This window comes from Micromonospora chersina (assembly GCF_900091475.1).
Classification (GTDB): Bacteria; Actinomycetota; Actinomycetes; order Mycobacteriales; family Micromonosporaceae; genus Micromonospora; species Micromonospora chersina.
Genome location: NZ_FMIB01000002.1, coordinates 1,504,111 through 1,520,976 on the forward strand (window position 1 = coordinate 1,504,111; position 16,866 = coordinate 1,520,976).

At 74.6% G+C, this 16,866-nt stretch carries 18 protein-coding genes; 11 read left to right on the forward strand and 7 right to left on the reverse strand.

The window, feature by feature from the left end; all coding sequences use genetic code 11:
* Positions 1-334: 334 nt before the first annotated feature.
* Positions 335-913 carry a hypothetical protein gene (locus tag GA0070603_RS06950; protein WP_091306792.1) on the forward strand — a complete coding sequence of 193 codons (579 nt, stop codon included), beginning with the start codon at positions 335-337 and terminating at the stop codon, positions 911-913.
* A gap of 59 nt (positions 914-972) precedes the next feature.
* On the opposite strand, the gene GA0070603_RS06955 is transcribed toward GA0070603_RS06950, so the two are convergent.
* On the reverse strand, positions 973-1,809 hold the full coding sequence (locus GA0070603_RS06955) for an undecaprenyl-diphosphate phosphatase (RefSeq protein ID WP_091308879.1): 837 nt from the start codon (positions 1,807-1,809) through the stop codon (positions 973-975).
* Positions 1,806-2,858 (reverse strand): LLM class F420-dependent oxidoreductase, encoded by a 1,053-nt coding sequence (locus GA0070603_RS06960; protein ID WP_091308882.1) that lies wholly within the window; start codon positions 2,856-2,858, stop codon positions 1,806-1,808. The genes GA0070603_RS06955 and GA0070603_RS06960 overlap by 4 nt, the downstream gene beginning before the upstream one ends.
* Before the next feature lie 164 nt (positions 2,859-3,022).
* Here GA0070603_RS06960 and GA0070603_RS06965 point away from each other — a divergent pair, with 164 nt between their 5' ends.
* Together GA0070603_RS06965 and GA0070603_RS06970 are read left to right on the forward strand one after the other, a co-directional pair.
* Complete coding sequence (locus tag GA0070603_RS06965; RefSeq protein WP_091308884.1) at positions 3,023-3,994, forward strand: aldo/keto reductase; 972 nt, start codon at positions 3,023-3,025, stop codon at positions 3,992-3,994.
* 92 nt (positions 3,995-4,086) lie between these two features.
* Positions 4,087-4,278, forward strand: a complete 192-nt coding sequence (locus GA0070603_RS06970; RefSeq protein WP_091265978.1) for a DUF5703 family protein — start codon at positions 4,087-4,089, stop codon at positions 4,276-4,278.
* Positions 4,279-4,329: 51 nt separating this feature from the next.
* Here GA0070603_RS06970 and GA0070603_RS06975 read toward each other — a convergent pair whose 3' ends face one another.
* Entirely contained in the window at positions 4,330-4,983 is a 654-nt protein-coding gene (locus tag GA0070603_RS06975) for a hypothetical protein (RefSeq protein ID WP_091308887.1), read from the reverse strand.
* Positions 4,984-5,040: 57 nt separating this feature from the next.
* A complete protein-coding gene (locus GA0070603_RS06980; RefSeq protein ID WP_091308891.1) occupies positions 5,041-6,369 on the reverse strand; it encodes a M20/M25/M40 family metallo-hydrolase in 1,329 nt (442 codons plus the stop codon).
* 116 nt (positions 6,370-6,485) lie between these two features.
* Between GA0070603_RS06980 and GA0070603_RS06985 the strand changes: the two genes are divergently transcribed.
* The 3 genes from GA0070603_RS06985 (at position 6,486) to GA0070603_RS06995 (ending at position 8,421) form a co-directional block, all read left to right on the forward strand.
* Positions 6,486-7,103 (forward strand): hemerythrin domain-containing protein, encoded by a 618-nt coding sequence (locus GA0070603_RS06985; protein WP_091308894.1) that lies wholly within the window; start codon positions 6,486-6,488, stop codon positions 7,101-7,103.
* Between the two features lie 75 nt (positions 7,104-7,178).
* Entirely contained in the window at positions 7,179-8,165 is a 987-nt protein-coding gene (locus tag GA0070603_RS06990; RefSeq protein WP_091308898.1) for a LysR family transcriptional regulator, read from the forward strand.
* 19 nt (positions 8,166-8,184) lie between these two features.
* On the forward strand, positions 8,185-8,421 hold the full coding sequence (locus GA0070603_RS06995; protein WP_091308900.1) for a hypothetical protein: 237 nt from the start codon (positions 8,185-8,187) through the stop codon (positions 8,419-8,421).
* A gap of 54 nt (positions 8,422-8,475) precedes the next feature.
* Here the strand turns inward: GA0070603_RS06995 and GA0070603_RS07000 are convergent, their stop codons facing one another.
* From GA0070603_RS07000 to GA0070603_RS07005, 3 genes are read right to left on the reverse strand one after another with little or no spacing between them, the layout of a single operon-like run.
* A complete protein-coding gene (locus GA0070603_RS07000; RefSeq protein WP_091308904.1) occupies positions 8,476-8,826 on the reverse strand; it encodes a DUF3140 domain-containing protein in 351 nt (116 codons plus the stop codon).
* On the reverse strand, positions 8,826-8,999 hold the full coding sequence (locus GA0070603_RS31440) for a hypothetical protein (protein WP_167544513.1): 174 nt from the start codon (positions 8,997-8,999) through the stop codon (positions 8,826-8,828). Before GA0070603_RS31440 ends, GA0070603_RS07000 begins: the two co-directional genes overlap by 1 nt.
* Before the next feature lie 38 nt (positions 9,000-9,037).
* On the reverse strand, positions 9,038-11,587 hold the full coding sequence (locus GA0070603_RS07005; RefSeq protein ID WP_091308908.1) for an ATP-dependent Clp protease ATP-binding subunit: 2,550 nt from the start codon (positions 11,585-11,587) through the stop codon (positions 9,038-9,040).
* Between the two features lie 118 nt (positions 11,588-11,705).
* On the opposite strand from GA0070603_RS07005, the gene GA0070603_RS07010 reads away from it, so the two are divergent.
* The 5 genes from GA0070603_RS07010 to GA0070603_RS07030 all read left to right on the forward strand — a co-directional run bounded on the left by GA0070603_RS07010 (position 11,706) and on the right by GA0070603_RS07030 (position 16,757).
* The gene (locus GA0070603_RS07010; protein ID WP_091308912.1) at positions 11,706-12,083 is read left to right on the forward strand and encodes a hypothetical protein; all 378 of its coding nucleotides are present in this window, start codon (positions 11,706-11,708) and stop codon (positions 12,081-12,083) included.
* 189 nt (positions 12,084-12,272) lie between these two features.
* A complete protein-coding gene (locus tag GA0070603_RS07015) occupies positions 12,273-12,533 on the forward strand; it encodes a hypothetical protein (RefSeq protein WP_030504016.1) in 261 nt (86 codons plus the stop codon).
* Positions 12,534-12,542: 9 nt separating this feature from the next.
* Positions 12,543-13,424: a hypothetical protein gene (locus GA0070603_RS07020; protein WP_091308915.1), complete on the forward strand. Its 882-nt coding sequence runs from the start codon at positions 12,543-12,545 to the stop codon at positions 13,422-13,424.
* Positions 13,417-16,089, forward strand: coding sequence for an FtsK/SpoIIIE domain-containing protein (locus tag GA0070603_RS07025; RefSeq protein ID WP_091308918.1), 2,673 nt, complete (start codon positions 13,417-13,419; stop codon positions 16,087-16,089). The genes GA0070603_RS07020 and GA0070603_RS07025 overlap by 8 nt, the downstream gene beginning before the upstream one ends.
* Positions 16,086-16,757, forward strand: coding sequence for a hypothetical protein (locus GA0070603_RS07030; protein WP_091308921.1), 672 nt, complete (start codon positions 16,086-16,088; stop codon positions 16,755-16,757). Before GA0070603_RS07025 ends, GA0070603_RS07030 begins: the two co-directional genes overlap by 4 nt.
* Positions 16,758-16,866 lie beyond the last annotated feature (109 nt).

The following is a 16,866-nucleotide window of genomic DNA, read 5'->3' on the forward strand; positions in this document are numbered from 1 at the left end:
GGGGCCCGGATACACCCATGGCGTTCCACCGACCGAGGTCGTCTGCGCCGGATGTCCGGTTCGCCGGTGGTCGGCGGCACTCTGGCGGCGGAATGGCGGGCGGGTGGGCGTCGTTGTATCCCCGTGAACGATCGAGGAGGACGGCCCGCCGAGGCGGGTGTCCCGGGCCCCGGAATGATGGCGGGCCGCCGGTCGTTGTACATGGTCCCGGCGCGACGAAGAGGCCCCGCCCCGCACGCCGGATCCCCCCAAGACTTCTTTTGAGCGCCTGACGGTGCTTGCGCGCCGCCGACCTCCCCCGTCGGCGTGTGCGCCAACCCCCAAGGAGCTTCCCGTGAACACGATGCTGCGTAAGAGCGTTCTCGGTATTGCTGGTCTGGCTTTCACCGGTGGTGTGTTCGCCGGTCCGATCGCCGCCCACGCCGACGCCGCCCCGGTGCAGGGCAGCAAGCCGGTCGCGGTGAGCGTGCAGGGTGACAAGCTGATCCCGCACGGTGTGCAGGGCGCGCAGTCGCACATCGACCTGAACGATGAGCAGACCGCCAACGCCAAGGCGATCATCGCCGCGACGAAGAAGGCCGGTCTGCCGGAGCGGGCGGCGGTCATCTCGATCGCCACGAGCCTGCAGGAGTCGAAGCTGGAGAACCTGGGTCACCTCGGCGACCGCAACGACCATGACTCGCTGGGCCTGTTCCAGCAGCGCCCGTCCAGTGGTTGGGGCACGCCGGAGCAGATCACCGATCCCGAGTACTCCACCCTTGCCTTCCTGAAGGGTCTGAAGCAGGTTGACGGGTGGCAGGACATGCCGCTGACCGAGGCCGCCCAGACCGTGCAGGTCTCGGCCTACCCGGATGCGTACGCGCAGTGGGAGCAGCAGGCCGCCGACATCGTCGCCCACAACTGGAACAGCTGACACACGCACGAAGGCCGGCACCCCGAACGGGTGCCGGCCTTCGGCGTATCCGGATCAGCTCAGGTGGCGTTGATCGTGCCGGTGAGGAGCAGGCAGAGGACCAGGGAGCCCAGCGCCACCCGGTAGAGCACGAACAGGTACAGGGTGTGGTGCGCGACGTAGCGCAGCAGCCAGGCGATGGCCGCGTACCCGATGGCGAAGGCGATCACCGTGGCCACGATCATCTGCGCCCCGCTCGGCGCGGCCGTGCCGGGCGCGGACGGCTCGAAGACGTCCGGGATGCTGAACACGCCGGAGATCACCACGGCCGGGATGGCCAGCAGGAACGAGTAGCGGGCCGCCGTCTCCCGGGTGAGGTTGAGCAGCAGGCCGGCGGTGAGCGTGCCGCCGGAGCGGGAGACACCGGGGACCAGCGCCGCGGCCTGGGCGAAGCCCATGATGACGCCGTCGCGCATCCGGAAGTTCTCCAGCGTGCGGGTCTGCCGCCCCCAGTACTCGGCGAAGGCCAGCACGATCGCGCCGAGGATCAGCGTGGTGGCGACCAGCCTCAGGTCACGGCCCGCGGTCCGGATCTGGTCCTTGAAGAGCAGCCCGAAGATGCCGATCGGGATGGTGCCGACGATGACGTACCAGCCCATGCGGTAGTCGAGGCTGGAGCGCACCGAGCGGTCGACCAGGCCGAGGCACCACGTGCGGACGATCCGCCAGATGTCCTTGAAGAAGTAGATGAGCACCGCCGCCTCGGTGCCGAGCTGCGTCACCGCGGTGAACGACGCCCCGGCGTCCCGGCCGAAGAAGATCGCCGAGGTGATCCGCAGGTGGCCGGAGGACGAGACGGGCAGGAATTCCGTGAGCCCCTGGACGATGCCCAGGACGATGGCCTCGACCCAGGTCACTCGCCGACTCCGGAGAGGTCCAGCGCCTCGGCGACGGTACGGAGGGTCTGAACGCCGCTGTCCCGGTCCGCCACGAACAGGGTGACCGACAGGGTGGTGACGCCGGCGGCGGCGTACTCCCGCATCCGCTCGGCGATGCGCTCCTTCGGGCCGAGCAGCGAGGTGCGGTCGATGAACTCCATGGGCACCGCGGCGGCCGCGTCGCGCTGCCGCTTGGCCAGGTAGAGGTCCTGCACCTCGCGTGCGGCATCGCCGTAGCCCATGCGGGTGGCGAGCTGGTTGTAGAAGTTCTGCTGCCGGCTGCCCATGCCGCCGACGTAGAGGGCGGCGTACCAGCGGACCAGCTCGGCGCAGTTGGCGATGTCGTCGCCGACCACCACCGGCACCGACGGGACGACGTCGAAACCGGCCAGCTCCTTGCCGGCCCTGGCGCGGCCGGCCCGGACCGAGGCGAGCTGCTCCTCGGCGAACTCCGGGGCGTAGAAGACGGCCAGCCACCCGTCGGCGATCTCGCCGGCCAGTTCCAGGTTCTTCGGGCCGACGGCGGCCAGGTAGATCGGGATGTGCTCGCGGGGCGGGTGGAAGCCCAGCCGCAGCGCCTTGCCGGGGCCGTCCGGCAGCGGCAGCGTGTAGTGCTCGCCGTCGTACGCGACCTCCTTGCGGGCCACCGCCAGCTTCACGATGTCGACGTACTCCCGGGTGCGGGCCAGGGGCTTGGCGAAGCGGACGCCGTGCCAGCCCTCGGAGACCTGCGGGCCGGAGACGCCCAGGCCCAGCCGGAACCGGCCGCCGGAGAGGGCGTCGATGGTCGCGGCGGTCATCGCGGTCATGGCCGGGGTGCGGGCGGGGATCTGCATCACCGCGGCGCCCACGTCGATCCGCTCGGTCTGGCCGGCCATCCACGCCAGCATGCTGGGCGAGTCGGAGCCGTAGGCCTCCGCGGCCCACACCACCGAGTAGCCGAGCCGATCCGCCTCCTGGGCAAGAGCCAGGTGGTCGGCGGGCGTGCTCCACGCCGTCTGGTATCCGAGGCTGAGCCCGAGTCGCACTGGTCCTCCCACCATCCGCACCACAGGTCGCATCAGGTTACGCAATGGGAGTGGCCGCCCGGACCACCGGCTCACCCCGAACACGTCACACTCGGGGGAGGTCGCGCGGGAAGTTGACTGCGGCGAGGATATCCGTGACGCCGGGTTCGAAATAAGGTTCACCCATGCAACAGCGACCGCTCGGCCGAAGCGGGCTGGCGGTTTCGCGGCTCGCGCTCGGCACCATGACCTGGGGACGGGACACCGATGCCGACGACGCGGCCGCCCAGCTGAAGAGTTACCTCGACGCGGGCGGCAACCTCGTGGACACCGCCGACGTGTACGCCGACGGCGACGCGGAGTCGGTGATCGGCTCCCTGCTGGGCAGCCTGGTGCCCCGCGACGACCTGCTCATCGCCACGAAGGCGGGGCTTCGGCCGGGCAGCGGCCGCCGCCGGGACGGCTCCCGGGGGCACCTGCTGCGCACCCTGGAGGCCTCGCTGCGCCGGCTCGGCACCGACCACGTCGACCTCTGGCAGGTGCACGGGTACGACCCGGACACCCCGCTGGAGGAGACGCTCTCCGCGCTGGACCACGCGGTGTCCAGCGGCAAGGCCCGGTACGTCGGGGTGTCGAACTTCTCGGGCTGGCAGACCGCCCGCGCCGCCGCCTGGCAGGCCGCCTGGCCGGGGCGGGCCCCCGTGGTCGCCGCCCAGGTGGAGTACTCGCTGCTGGAGCGGGGCGTGGAGCGCGAGGTGCTGCCCGCCTGCGAGGCGATGGGGCTGGGCGTGCTGCCCTGGTCGCCGCTGGGCCGCGGGGTGCTGACCGGCAAGTACCGCAACGGCCGCCCGGCGGACTCGCGGGCGGTGTCGCCGCACTTCGAACGCTTCGTCGCCACCTACCTGGAGCCGCGCTGCTCCAGCATCGTGGAGGCGGTGGCCATCGCGGCCGGCGGTCTGGGCGTGTCGCCGCTGGAGGTGGCGCTGGCCTGGATCCGGGACCGGCCGGGGGTGACCGCGCCGATCCTCGGCGCCCGCACCGTGGGGCAGCTGCTCGGCGCGCTCCAGGTGGAGCGGATGACACTGCCGGAGGAGATCGTCACCGCCCTGGACGACGTCTCGGCGGTGCCGGTCGGCTACCCGGAACGGGACGGCTGAGCCCGCCGGCCCGGCGCCGGTGCGCGAAACGGGCGACGTGGGTCACCCTCAGGGGGTGGCGGCCGGCTGCGGAGCTGGGCAGCATAGAGGTCATGGACTACGAATACGCGCCGCTGCGGTTGCCTTCGAACGTCGATCGGTTGACCGCCGCGGCGCAGCTGGCGATCCAGGCGGAGTTCTCCGGTTGGGAGTTGGCCCGGGTGCGGCTGTACCGGGACGGCACGCGGCAGGTCATGCTGCGGCGCCGCCGGGTGAACCAGCCGCAGCCGGGCCTCTCCTACTGACGGCGGGGCCGAGCGTCCCCGGGGCCACCGCGGGCCCCGGGGCGCCGCTGCCTAGTGGGCGTGGTCGTGCTCCTCGTCGAGCTCCAGGAACGGGTGCTCGTCGAGCCGGCCGACCAGCCGGTCGTCGGCGGCCGGCTGGAACGGGCCGACCGGGTCGTCGTCGTCGAAGGACTCCAGGTCGACAGGGGTGCCGACCTCGCTGACCATGACCACGCCGTCGAGCGGCTCCAGCTCGGGCACGTCGAGCGCGGACAGCGAGCCGTCGCCGCTCTGCAGCAGCTCCAGCACGGCCTCGCCGACACCCTCGACGGGGGACGTCTCGTCCTCCTCCGGGGTGCCCTCGCGGCGGGCCGCCTCGGCCGCCCGGATCAGCGCGGCGACGCTCGGGACGCGGTAGTCCCGCCGCTGCCGCACCGAGATCACCCGCGGGTGCGGGTCGGTCGCCTCGACGCCCTCGGCGCCGCCGAAGCGCTCGTCGGCCTCCTCCGGGTCGATGGACTCGACGTCCCAGGGCGTCACCTCGCCGAACGCGTCGAGCAGCTGCTCGTCGTACGCGAACGAGGCGTTGTTCAACGTGACGTACGCCTGCCAGACGGCGTCGTCGTCGATCCGGCCCTGGGCGGCGCGGACGGCGGCCAGGTGGGCGCGGGCCGCGTCGATCACCCGCTCGAGGGCGGCGTCCAGCTCACCGTGCTGGTCGGTCATGTGAGGCAGTCCCTTCGCGATGGGGGAGGTTCCGCGCCGGCGGCGCGACGATCACGGTCAGCAGCTGCGGAGAAAGCGGTCGAGAACCCGCACGCCGAACTGTAGTCCGTCCAGCGGAACCCGCTCGTCGATGCCATGGAACAGGCCGGAGAAATTGAGGTCGGCGGGCAGCCGCAGCGGCGCGAAGCCGAAGCACCGGATGCCGAGCTGGGAGAACGCCTTGGCGTCGGTGCCGCCGGAGAGCATGTACGGCACCGGGCGGGCGCCCGGGTCCTCCGCGCGCAGCGCGGCCGACATGGCCGCGACCAGGTCGCCGTCGAAGGTGGTCTCCAGGGCGGGCTGGCGCTGGACGTACTCGATGGCGATGTCCGGCCCGACCAGCTCGCGCAGCTGCCGCTCCAGCACCTCGCTCTGCCCGGGCAGGCTGCGGCAGTCGATGGTGGCGGTGGCCCGGCCCGGGATGACGTTGTCCTTGTAGCCGGCGGCCAGCCGGGTCGGGTTGGCGGTGTTGCGGATGGTCGCGCCGATGATGTTGGCGATCGGGCCGAGCTTGGCGATCGCGGTCTCCGGGTCGTCCGGGTCGATGTCGATGCCGAGGACGTCGGAGACCTCCGCCAGGAACGCCCGTACGGTGTCGGTCATGACGACCGGGAAGCGGTGCCCGCCGATCCGGGCGACCGCCTCGGCGAGCGCGGTGACCGCGTTGTCGTCGTGCACCATCGAGCCGTGGCCGGGGCGACCCTTGGCGTGCAGGCGCAGCCAGTCGATGCCCTTCTCGGCGGTCTCGATGAGGTAGAGCCGCCGCGACTCGTCGACGGAGTAGGAGAAGCCGCCCACCTCGCCGATCGCCTCGGTGCAGCCGTCGAAGAGGTGCCGGTGCCGCTGGGCGAGGAAGTGCGCGCCGTAGTCGCTGCCGGCCTCCTCGTCGGCGGTGAACGCGAGCACGATGTCCCGGGACGGGCGGACACCGGCGCGCTGCCAGCCCCGGACCACGGCCAGCACCATGGCGTCGAAGTCCTTCATGTCGATGGCGCCCCGACCCCACAGGTAGCCGTCGCGGACCTCGCCGGAGAACGGGTGCACCGACCACTCGTCCGGGTCGGCGGGCACCACGTCGAGGTGGCCGTGCACGAGCAGCGCGTCCCGGCCCGGGTCGGTGCCGGGGATCCGGGCGACCAGGTTGGCCCGACCCGGCGCGGACTCGATCAGTTCCGCGTCGACGCCGACCTCGGCGAGTTTCTCGGCGACGTACTCCGCGGCCCGGCGCTCCCCGACGCTGGTGTCGTTGTCCCCGGTGTTGGTGGTGTCGATGCGCAGCAGGTCGCGGCAGAGGTCCACGACCTCGTCGGTGGGGTCCGGTCGGGTGGAGGGGGCGTCGCTCGTCATCGCTTCTTCATACCAGCCGGCCCGGCCGGCCGGTCGGCCCCGGTGGGGGCGCGGTTTCGCGGATCGCGCGGGCGGGTACCGCCGGACCGCCACACCCGTCGATCCCGGAGGGCATCATGACCGTCCCGCTGCCGCCGCTGCCGCCCGCCGCCGACGACGCGTACCGGCCGGGTGGGCGGAGCCTGGCCGACCACGTGGACCGGGAGCACCGGGCGCTGCTCGGGCTGGCCGGTCAGGTCACCGATCCGGGCCTGGACGGGGCGCGCCGCCGCGAGGTGCTGGACGTGCTGACCGCCGCGGTGTCCCGGCACCTCTCCGCCGAGGAGCAGTATCTCTTTCCGGCCGCCCGGGCGGCGGTGCCGGAGAGCGGTGAGCTGGTGGACCGGGAGATCGAGGCCGACGCGGCCCTGCTGACCGCGCTCAAGGGACTGTCCGGGCCGGACGATCCCGCGGTGGCGGACGTCGCCGAGCGGGTACGCCGGCACGTGAGCCGGGTCGCCGCGCTGCTGACGCCGCTGCGCGAGGTGGCCAGCGACGCGGAGCTGATCCGGCTGGGCAACCGGTGGGAGATCGCCGAGGAGGCGGCACCCACCCGGCCGCACCCGGGCACGCCGGCCACCCCGCCCTGGAACAAGATCGTCGAGCCGGCGGTGGGCGTGCTGGACAAGGTGCGCGACGTGGTCAGCGGGCGGCGTACGCGCCTCGCGGACCTGGAGCGACCCCGCGATCTCTGAACCCCTGGTTCATACAGCTATACCGATGCCGTCGGGCCCTTCCGCCCACCCGCTGGGTGGTCCTACCGTCACCGTATGAATCTGGAGCTGCGACACCTGCGGGTGGTCTGCGCGATCGCGGAGACGGGGAGCGTCACCAAGGCGGCCTCGACGCTCGGCCTGGCCCAGCCGGCGCTGACCGCCCAGCTCCAGCGCATCGAGCGGACCCTCGGCGGGCCGCTGTTCGAGCGGGACCGCCGGGGCGCCCGGCCGACGGCGCTGGGCGAGCTGGTGCTCGACCGGGCCCGGGTGCTGCTGCCGGCCATGAAGGGCCTCCAGGACGAGGCGGCCCGGCTGGCCGGGGCCGGCGACCCGCTGAGCCGGTACCGGTTCGGCGGGGTGAACAGCCCCATCCTCGGCCGGCTGGTGCACCGGCTCGCCGCCGAGCGCCCGGAGGTGCAGATCACCACGTACGCGTCCTGGTCGGTGGACGAGCTGGCCCAGATGGTGGCCGGCGGGCGGCTCGACTTCGCGCTCACCGGGGTGTGCGGGGACGCCACCCCGTCGGCGGAGTTCGGGCTGAGCTGGCGGGAGGTGGCCGTCGACCCGGTCTTCGTGCTGCTGCCGCAGACCCATCCGATGGCCGGGCGCGACGAGGTGAGCCTCGTCGACCTGCGCCGCGAGCAGTGGGTTGCCGCGCCCGGGGACGGCTGCTTCGGCGACTGCTTCGCGGCCGCCTGCGCCCGGGCCGGCTTCACCCCCCGCAAGGTCTACGAGGCGGACGTGCGGGGCTGCCTGGACCTGGTGGACGCGGGCGAGGCCGTGGCGCTGTGCCAGGCCACCTTCCGCCCGGTGTCCGGGCTGGTGACCCGCCGGCTGGCCGGTACGCCGCTGCGCTGGCGGCTGCTGCTCGGCTGGCACCCGGACGCCCCGGCGGCCCGGGTCGCCGAGCCGGTGCTGGAGACGGCGGTGGCGTCGTACACCGACGCGCTGGCGAACCACCCGGACTACCTGGCCTGGCTGCTGGCCCACCCGGACTTCGGCGCGCAGCCGACCACCGCGGGCGGGGTGCGAACCGCCTGAGCGCGGGTATCTGGGCGGCATGACTGATCTGTACCCCGCCGCCGACCAGCGGGAGCTGCTGCGCCAGGCGGCCGCCGCGCACACCGCCGCCTCCGCCGACCTGGAGGCGTTCCTGCGCCGGCTGCCCGAGGTGCCCGAGCCGGCGGACATCACCGAGTACGCCAACCTGCTCACCCGGGAGGAGCGGGCCCGCGGCGAACGGCAGGACGCCGCGGACGCCGCCGGACTGCAACTGCCGAGCATGGAATCGGAGTAGACCGACGGTGGCGGCACCCGGGACCGGGTCCCGGGTGCCGCCCACGCCGCGCTGTCAGCGTTCGATGAGGACGTCGTGGCCGAGGTCGAGCAGCGAGTGCCGCCACTCGTCGTCGGCGTTGCCCCGGCTCGGCTTCGCCGCGGTCAGCGCCCGGATCCGCTCGATGGCGTTCCGCATCACCTCGATGTCGTCCGGGGTGAGGTCCACCTTGCGCTTGGTCAGCACCTGGAGGATCCGCCGCCCCGGCTCGGGCAGGTTCAGGTCCGGGTTCGGGCCGAACGCCTCCTCCCCCGATCCGCGGGTGAGCAGCCACCGCCGCAGCTGCTCGGAGGGGACGTTCACCTCGGCGTGGAAGTCGTCCCAGATCACCTCGACCTCGGGGTCGAGCCGCGCCTCGCGTACCATCACGCCTCCTCTTCCGCCGGCGACCCGGACGGCGTCGGGTCGCCCTCGCCCTTGTCGGTGTGCTGCTTCAGGCCCTCCGGCGGCACCTTGACCCGGGTCGGGTTGGCCGTCGGGGGCGCGACGATGGGTTCGGTGCGCTCGGTGTCCTCCCGGGTCTCCTCGGGTTCGGTCATGTCCGCCCTCCGATCCGTCGGGGCTGGGGCGTCTTCCCTCATCGCGGATGGGACGTCGTCGCGGCCGAGTAGCCGCGGTCGGTGGCGCTCACGTCGAAGGCGAGCTGGCCGTCCCGGGCGTCGACGGTGACCTGCTGGCCGGGCGAGATCTCGTTCTCCAGCAGCATCCGGGAGAGCCGGTTGTCGAGCTCGCGCTGGATCACCCGGCGCAGCGGCCGGGCCCCGAACTCGGGCTGGTAGCCGTGCTCGGCCAGCCAGTCCACCCCGGCGGTGGTGACCTCGACCCGGATGTCCTGGGCGTGCAGCCGGCGGCGGGTCTCCTCCAGCAGCAGGCCGGTGATCTGGCGCAGCTGCTCGGCCTCCAGCCGCTGGAAGATGATCACCTCGTCGATCCGGTTGATGAACTCGGGCCGGAAGTTCTCCTGGAGCCGGCGCATGAGCCGCTCGCGCAGCTCGCTGGACTCCTGCTCGCCGGGCTCGCCGGCGCCGAAGCCGACGGTGCGCTGGGTGCCCGTGATCAGCTCCGAACCGAGGTTGCTCGTCATGATCAGCACGGTGTTCTTGAAGTTCACCGTGCGGCCCTGGCTGTCGGTGAGCCGGCCGTCGTCGAGCACCTGGAGCAGGATGTTGAACACGTCCGGGTGGGCCTTCTCGATCTCGTCGAGGAGCACCACCGCGTACGGGCGGCGGCGCACCGCCTCGGTGAGCTGGCCCGCCTCCTCGTAGCCGACGTAGCCGGGGGGCGCCCCGACCAGCCGGCTGACGGTGTGCCGCTCCTGGAACTCGCTCATGTCCACCCGGACCATCCGGTCGGCCTCCCCGAACAGCGCCTCGGCGAGGGCCCGGGCCAGCTCGGTCTTGCCGACGCCCGTGGGGCCCAGGAAGAGGAAGCTGCCCATGGGCCGGTCCGGGTCGGCCAGCCCGGTACGCGAGCGGCGCACCGCCTCGGCCACCGCGCTGACCGCCTCGTCCTGGCCGACCACCTTCTCGTGCAGGTGCCCCTCCAGGCGCAGCAGCCGGTCGCGTTCCTCCTCGGTGAGCTGGTTGACCGGGATGCCGGTGGCCCGCGACACCACCTCGGCGATCTCCTTCGGCCCGACCTCGGGCACGTGGCTGGGGCCCTCGTCGCCGCGGGCGCGCCGGAGCTGGTCCTCCAGCTCGGCGGTGCGGTCACGCAGCTGGGTGGCCCGCTCGTACTGCTCGTCGGAGACGGCCTGCTCCTTGTCCCGGCGCACCTCGTCGAGCTGCTGCTCCAGCTCGCGCACGTCGGCGGCCGGCGTACGGGTGCGCAGCCGCACCCGGGCGCCGGCCTGGTCGATGAGGTCGATCGCCTTGTCCGGCAGGTACCGGTCGGTGACGTACCGGTCGGAGAGCTCGGCGGCGGCGACCAGCGCCTCGTCGGTGAAGCGGACCTGGTGGTGCGCCTCGTACCGGTCGCGCAGGCCGCGCAGGATGGCCACGGTGTCCTCGACGCTGGGCTCGGGGACCAGCACCGGCTGGAACCGGCGGGCCAGCGCGGCGTCCTTCTCGATGCTCTTGCGGTACTCGTCCAGCGTGGTCGCGCCGATCACCCGCAGCTCGCCGCGGGCCAGGGCGGGCTTGAGCATGTTGGACGCGTCCATGCCGCCCTCGCTGCCCGCGCCGCCCGCGCCGACCAGGGTGTGGATCTCGTCCAGGAAGACGATCAGCTCCTCGCGGTGGGCGCGGATCTCGTCGATCACCTTCTTGAGCCGTTCCTCGAAATCGCCCCGGTAGCGGGTGCCGGCGACCAGGCCGGCCAGGTCGAGCTGGATGACCCGCTTGCCGATCAGGGTCTGCGGGACGTCGCCGTCGCAGATCCGCTCGGCGAGCCCCTCCACGATGGCGGTCTTGCCGACACCGGCCTCACCGATCAGCACCGGGTTGTTCTTGGTACGCCGCGACAGGATCTCCACGGCCTGCTCGATCTCGTCGGCGCGGCCGATCACCGGGTCGATCTGGTCCATCCGGGCCAGGTCGGTGAGGTCCTGTCCGTACTGGTCGAGGGTGGGTGTGCCCCGGTCCGGCTTCGGGCCGGTCGACGGGCCGCGCTCGGCGCTGGCCGCCTGGAGCGACTCGGGCTGGATCCGCCCGGCGGCGAGCATCCGGCCGGCCGGCGACTCCGGGTTGAGCGGCAGGGCCATGAGGATGTGCTCGGGGCCGATGTAGTTGGCGCCCATGGCCCGGGAGAGCTGGTGGGCGTCGAGCAGCGCCCGCTTGGCCGCCGGGGTGAGCGACAGGTTCGGCGGCACCTCACCCCGGGGTGCGCCCTCGCCGCGCCCGCCCAGCGCGTTGACAAGCGCGTCCGGGTCGGCGCCGGCCCGGCGCACGAGGTCCCGCAGCGGCTCGCGCTGCAACGCCGCCCACAACAGGTGGTCGGTGTCCAGGTCGTTGCTGTGCTTCTGGGCCGCGCGGCGGGCCGCGTCGGCCAGCATCTCCCGCGCGTCGGCGGTCATCAGTCGGGTGATGTCGACCCGGTGCGCCGGCCGCCGTCCCCCCTCGCCCCGCCCGAAGTACCGGGCCAGGAACTCGTCCCACGGGTCGTTGCCGAAGTCACCGGGTCCCATCATCTCTGTCCTTCCGCAGTCGGTCGGCACGGCCGCCGGGGCGCGACGAGTCGCGGCACGGTCGGCGGTGGCTACCCGGCGGTCGGCGCGACAAACGCGGCACGGATGGCACGCTGAGGGCATGGAGTCCAGGCCGCTGTTGATCGTCGACGGCGCGAACGTGGTCGGTTCGCGGCCGGACGGCTGGTGGCGGGACCGGGCCGGGGCGGCCGCCCGGCTGCGGGACGCCCTGGCGCCGCTCGCCGAGGCGGGCGTGCCGCCGGAGCTGCCGCCGCCCGTCGAGGTGGTGCTGGTGGTGGAGGGCGCGGCCCGGAACGTCCCGCCGGTGCCCGGTGTGGCCGTGGTGTCCGCCCCCGGGTCCGGCGACGACACCATCGTCGAGCTGGTCGCGGCCGCGCCGGGCCGCCGCCGGGCCGTGGTCACCGCCGACCGGGAGCTGCGGGCCCGGGTGGGCGCGCTCGGTGCCGAGGTGTACGGCCCGCGCCGGCTGCCCCGCTGACCGCCGCCGCGTCCGGTCGACGGGACCCACGGGTCCGCCGGCGGGACCGACGGATCCCGCCGGGAAGCGCCTTTGCGCACGTCAGGGCCGCAATGGGACAGTCGGGCAGGAACGCCGCGAGGGCGGATGTTCGCCCACCCGTCGGGATGGGTTGTAATGGAGATCTCCCCCGCCCCCAGGAGGTCCCCCGTGGCGAGCGTCGCCGAGCTGAAGGCAGCGATCGATGTCGCTCTCCAGCAGATAGGAGACGGGCAGACAGCGGTGCAGGCGGCCGGCGAGAAGCTGGCCGAGGCGCAGCAGACACTCGCCGGCGCGCTGGAGGGCAGCGGCCACGAGACCGTCGAGGCGGCCCAGGCCTCGCTGACGCAGGCCAGCCAGGAGCTGGAGGAGTGTCTCGCCGCCACGCTGGTGGCCGTCGAGCAGGCGCAGCTCTACGTCGCGACCCTCTGAGGACCTGTCGTGTCCATCGTCGAGGACATCGGCGCGCAGGTCCGCGCGGCCGCCGAGGAGCTGCCGCTGGCCCAGCTCGCCGCCGCGCTGGAGAAGTTCGGTCAGGCCACCGAGCGGCTGCGCTGGGTGCGCCAGGAGTCCGCCAACCCGATGGGGGTGCCGGAGCTGTCCGCGGCGACCGAGCACGCCGAGACCGCCGGGTACGCGCTGCGGGTGGCGCAGGAGCAGCTGTCGGCGTACCTGGCCGCGATCGGGCTCGCCGCCGACGGGGCGCCGCCGCCGCGGGCGGCCGACCGCCGGCCGAGGCACGACCCGGCCCGCGGCGAGGTGGCGCCCCCGGCGCCGGGGGCCGCGCCGGACCGGGACGAGCAGCCGGCCGTGCGGCGCTGGTGGGCGGTGCGGGTGGCGGAGCTGACCGGCGGCCGGGAGGGCGCCCCGGACGAGCCGGACGAGCGGGTGGAGGACTCGCGTGAGCTGCTGCGCCGGGTGGTGACCGGGATCCGCTCCGGCGACCGGGACCGGCTGCACCGCGAGCTGCGCCGGGCGCACGCCGACGTCGGGCTGGGCCTGGCCGCGATCGCCCCGCCGATGCTGCGCGGCCTGGCCGGGGAGCTGCTCGGCCACCCGCCGCGCGCCGACGACCTGGGCCGGCTGCGCCGGGAGCTGGACGGGCGGGTCCGCGACCTGCTGCCCGGGCTGCCCCCGCCGGTGCTGGACACGCTGCTCACCCGGGTCTGCCGGATGCCGCCGCCGCGCCGGAGCGACGACCAGGAGCAGCCGCACGCCGCCGACCCGGCGGTGACCGCGGGCGTGGTCACCGGGGTGCTGCTCGACCGGCTCGGCCGGGACCTGCCCAGGGACACCGACGACCGGGAGCCGAGCCGTGGCTGACGTCCGCGCGCAACTGGTGACGCGGGTCCGGGGGATGCTCTCCGAGGCCCTGGGCGCCACCCGGAACCGGCTCGCCGCCGCCGAGGACGACCTGGCCGCCGGCCGGGACCGTCTGGCCCGGGTGCGGCGCGCCGCCGCCGCCGTACCGGAGCGGGTCGGCGCGCAGCGGGACCGCCGGCTCGCCGAGATCGACGCCCGGCACGCCGCCCGGATCGCCGAGCTGGCCCGCCGCGCCGCCGCCGCGGCCGAGCGGGAGGCCCCGGGCGCGGCGTCCGCGCCGTGGGACCGCTGGCGGACCACGCCCGCCGGCCGGGGCGAGGCACCCGGCGCCGTCCGGATCGGCACGGTACGGATCCCCGGCGCCGAGCCGGTGCCGGCGCTGGTCCCGCTGCTCGACGCCGGGCACGTGCACCTGGCCGGCAGCGACCGGGAGGGCGTCGCCGCGGTGGTCCCCGCGCTGCTGCTGCGCTCGGTCGGCCGGGCCGACCCCGGCGCCGTCCGGCTCTTCGGGTACGACCCGGAGCACCTGGGCGGCGGCCTGGCCGGGTTCGCCCCGCTCGGCACCGCCGGGCTGCTCACCTTCGTCGGCCCGGGTGGCCTGGGCCGGCTGCTCGACGACCTGGTGGAGCAGATCCGCCGGATCAACGAGACCGTGCTGGCCGGCGAGTACGCGTCACTGCGCGAACTGGCCGCCGCTACCGGCCGGCGCCCCGAGCCGTGGCGGGTGGCGGTGCTGCTCGGCGGCGACGAGCTGTCCCGGCACGAGCGCGGCCAACTGGACCGGGTGGTGCGTACCGGGGCGGCGTGCGGCGTGCACCTGGTGGTCCGCGGCACCGACCTGCCGGACGGCCCGACCGTCACCCGGGTGGTGGTGGACCCGGACGACGCCCGGATCGGCGGCCTGCCGGTGGTGCTCGACGCGCCGCCGCCGGCCGGCCTGGTCACCGAGACCTGCCGCGAGGTGGCCTCCCGGGTCAACGCCGGCCCGCCGCCGGCCCCCTTCACCGACCTGCTCCCCCCGCCCGGCGAGTACTGGCGGGAGGACTCGGCGCACGGGCTCAGCGCCCCGATCGGCGAGGGCCCGCACGGCCGGCCGGTGCTGCTCACCCTCGGCGACTACCCACCGCACGCGCTGATCGGCGGCCCGTCCGGCACCGGCAAGACCAACCTGATCTTCGCCTGGATCGGCGCGCTCGCCGCCCGCTACTCCCCCGCCGAGCTGGAGTTCTACCTGCTGGACTTCAAGGAGGGGGTGTCCTTCGCCCGGTTCGCCCAGGGCCGGCGGGACCCGAGCTGGCTGCCCCACATGCGGCTGGTCGGGATCAACGTGAACACCGACCGCGAGTTCGGTCTGGCGCTGCTGCGGTTCCTCGCCGAGGAGCTGCGCCGCCGGGCCGACGCGGCGAAGAAGCACGAGGTCACCAAGCTGGCCGAGCTGCGCGCGGTGGACCCGACCGGGCACTGGCCGCGGATCGTGGCGGTGGTCGACGAGTTCCAGGCGCTGCTCGCCGGCCGGGACGTCGTCGCCCGGGAGGCCGCCGACCTGTTGGAGGACCTCGCCCGGCGGGGCCGCTCGCAGGGCATCCACCTGGTGCTCGCCTCGCAGGACGTCCGCGGCATCGAGGCGCTGTGGGGGCGGCCCGCCCTGGTCGCCCAGTTCACGCTGCGGATCGCGCTGCCCAAGGCGCTGCGGATCCTGGCCGAGCGCAACGACGCCGCGCAGTCCCTGCCCCGGCACCACGCCGTCGTCAACGCCGAGTCCGGCCTGGCCGAGGGCAACGAGGTGGCCCGCATCCCCCTCGCGGGCGACTGGGAGACCTGGAGCGAGCTCCAGCACCGGCTGTGGCGGATGCGCCCGCAGGACGCCGCCCCCGCCCGGCTCTTCGACGGCGACGCCATCCCGAGGCTGGCCGAGGCGCCCGACTTCCGCGCGCTGACCGCTCCCGAGCAGGGGGTCCCCCGCAGCCCGGTCGCGCTGCTCGGCGAGATCATCGACGTGCAGGCCCGATCGGCGGCGCTGCGGCTGCCCCGCGCCCCCGGGCGGAACCTGGCCGTGCTCGGCACCCGCGTCGACGAGGCGTGCGCGGTGCTCGACGCCGCCGCCCGCTCCCTCGCCCGGCAGTACCGCCCCGGCACCGCCCGGTTCTCCATCGCCTGCCTCGACCCGGACGCCGACCCGGCCGCCCGCGCCCTCTACGAGGACCTGGCCGACGACGCCGCCTGGTACGACGAGGAGACGGTGCCCGAGCTGATGGCCGAGGTGGGCGACGCGCTGGGCGCCCCGGGCACCCCGCAGACCCCGCACTTCCTGCTGCTCTACGCGGTCGACGCGGCGGCCGGGCAGCTCGCCGGGAAGGCCGGCCGGCGGACCGGGCTGGAGCAGCTGCGCCGGATCCTGCACGACGGGCCGGAGCGGCGTACCCACGTGCTGGCCTGGTGGCGCGGGGTGGCCCGGATGCGCGTCGACCTGGGCGGGCCGGCGGCGCGCACCGACCAGATCGGCGCCTGGGTGGCGCTCGACGTGCAAGGCGCCGAGCTGGGCTCCTCGCTCTACCCGGGCACCGGCGGGCCGGACTGGTACCCCCGCCCGTGGCGCGGCCTCTACTTCGACCGGGCGGTGCACCGCACCGGACAGGTGATCATCCCTTATGGTCCGTCCCGATGAACGCACCGGTCTCCAGTGAGACGTACGCCGCCCAGATCCGCCGGCTCGCCGACCTGACCGCCCGGGTGGCCGCCCAGCGCGACGAGGCGCACAGCTGGTACGCCCAGCAGGTCGACGCCGCCGACCGGGCGGTGGCCGACGCCGCCGAGCAGGTGCGGCGGGCCGAGGCCGAGGTGGCCGAGGCGCAGCGGATGGTGGAGCGGGTGGACGCCGAGGCCACCCACCTGTGGGGACAGCTGCGGGCGCGGATCGGCGCCGGCGGCCGGCGGCTGGGCGACCCGCCCGGGCCGGCCCGCGACGCCACCGGCGACCCGGTGCCGCTGCTGCGCGGGGTACGCGAGCTGCTGGAGCGGACCCGCCAGCCGGGCGAGCTGCCCAGCTCGGCGAACCCGCTGCTCGTCGCGTGCGGGGTCGGCGGGGCGCTGGTGGCGTACGCCCTGGGCGAGGGTGCCCGGGCGCTGGGCGCCGGCTCCGGGGGCGACCTGGCCGTCGGCATGCCGGTGCTGGCCCTGGTGGTGACCCTGCTCGGCCCGCTGGTCGGGCTGGCGCCGGCCCGCCTGCTGGCCGACCGCCGCCACGCCGTGCTGACCCCCCGCGCCATCCTCCTGGTGGCGGGCGCCGGCCTGGCGACAACGGCCCTCCTGCTGACGCTGACCGCCACCCGCTGACGGCCCCCCGGCCCCGCCCCGCCCCGGACCCCGGCCCGGACCCCGGCGTCGATCATGAAGTTGGCGGCGCCGCCGACGGCGTGTCGCGCCGCCAACTTCATGATCACGG

What these genes read in the sequence shown, in the direction of transcription:
- GA0070603_RS07010 (WP_091308912.1), top strand. Translation starts at nt 11,706, where the DNA reads ATGGAGTCCAGGCCGCTGTTGATCGTCGACGGCGCGAACGTGGTCGGT.
- GA0070603_RS07000 (WP_091308904.1), bottom strand. Translation starts at nt 8,826, where the DNA reads ATGGTACGCGAGGCGCGGCTCGACCCCGAGGTCGAGGTGATCTGGGAC.
- GA0070603_RS06975 (WP_091308887.1), bottom strand. Translation starts at nt 4,983, where the DNA reads ATGACCGACCAGCACGGTGAGCTGGACGCCGCCCTCGAGCGGGTGATC.
- GA0070603_RS06995 (WP_091308900.1), top strand. Translation starts at nt 8,185, where the DNA reads ATGACTGATCTGTACCCCGCCGCCGACCAGCGGGAGCTGCTGCGCCAG.
- GA0070603_RS31440 (WP_167544513.1), bottom strand. Translation starts at nt 8,999, where the DNA reads ATGACCGAACCCGAGGAGACCCGGGAGGACACCGAGCGCACCGAACCC.
- GA0070603_RS07005 (WP_091308908.1), bottom strand. Translation starts at nt 11,587, where the DNA reads ATGATGGGACCCGGTGACTTCGGCAACGACCCGTGGGACGAGTTCCTG.
- GA0070603_RS06965 (WP_091308884.1), top strand. Translation starts at nt 3,023, where the DNA reads ATGCAACAGCGACCGCTCGGCCGAAGCGGGCTGGCGGTTTCGCGGCTC.
- GA0070603_RS06970 (WP_091265978.1), top strand. Translation starts at nt 4,087, where the DNA reads ATGGACTACGAATACGCGCCGCTGCGGTTGCCTTCGAACGTCGATCGG.
- GA0070603_RS06980 (WP_091308891.1), bottom strand. Translation starts at nt 6,369, where the DNA reads ATGACGAGCGACGCCCCCTCCACCCGACCGGACCCCACCGACGAGGTC.
- GA0070603_RS06990 (WP_091308898.1), top strand. Translation starts at nt 7,179, where the DNA reads ATGAATCTGGAGCTGCGACACCTGCGGGTGGTCTGCGCGATCGCGGAG.
- GA0070603_RS06985 (WP_091308894.1), top strand. Translation starts at nt 6,486, where the DNA reads ATGACCGTCCCGCTGCCGCCGCTGCCGCCCGCCGCCGACGACGCGTAC.
- GA0070603_RS07030 (WP_091308921.1), top strand. Translation starts at nt 16,086, where the DNA reads ATGAACGCACCGGTCTCCAGTGAGACGTACGCCGCCCAGATCCGCCGG.